The 492-nt window shown below is 40.2% G+C and carries 1 protein-coding gene; it reads left to right on the forward strand.

What is annotated here, in order from left to right; translation table 11 throughout:
• Positions 1-492: DUF1542 domain-containing protein (locus tag HT730_RS08850; protein ID WP_173307374.1), on the forward strand; the 492-nt coding region annotated here is incomplete at both ends.

A 492-nucleotide genomic window follows, 5' to 3' on the forward strand; every position in this document is an offset into this window, starting at 1 on the left:
ATTGACGACGCGACAACTAACGATAAGGTAGATGAAGCGAAGAATAATGGCAATACAGCTATCGATAACATCAATCCAACTGGTGATAAGAAATCTGACGCTAAGAAAGAAATCGACAAAGCGGCTGAAGCTAAGAAAGATGAGATTGATAAGCGTACCGACTTGACGAAAGAAGAGAAGGACAAAGCGAAATCTGATGTTGAAACAGCAGCAGAAAAAGCTAAGAAAGCTATTGACGACGCGACAACTAACGATAAGGTAGATGAAGCGAAGAATAATGGCAATACAGCTATCGATAACATCAATCCAACTGGTGATAAGAAATCTGACGCTAAGAAAGAAATCGACAAAGCGGCTGAAGCTAAGAAAGATGAGATTGATAAGCGTACCGACTTGACGAAAGAAGAGAAGGACAAAGCGAAATCTGATGTTGAAACAGCAGCAGAAAAAGCTAAGAAAGCTATTGACTACGCGACAACTAACGATAAGACA

It is taken from the genome of Streptococcus sp. k-628 (assembly GCF_013277475.1).
Lineage (GTDB): Bacteria > Bacillota > Bacilli > Lactobacillales > Streptococcaceae > Streptococcus.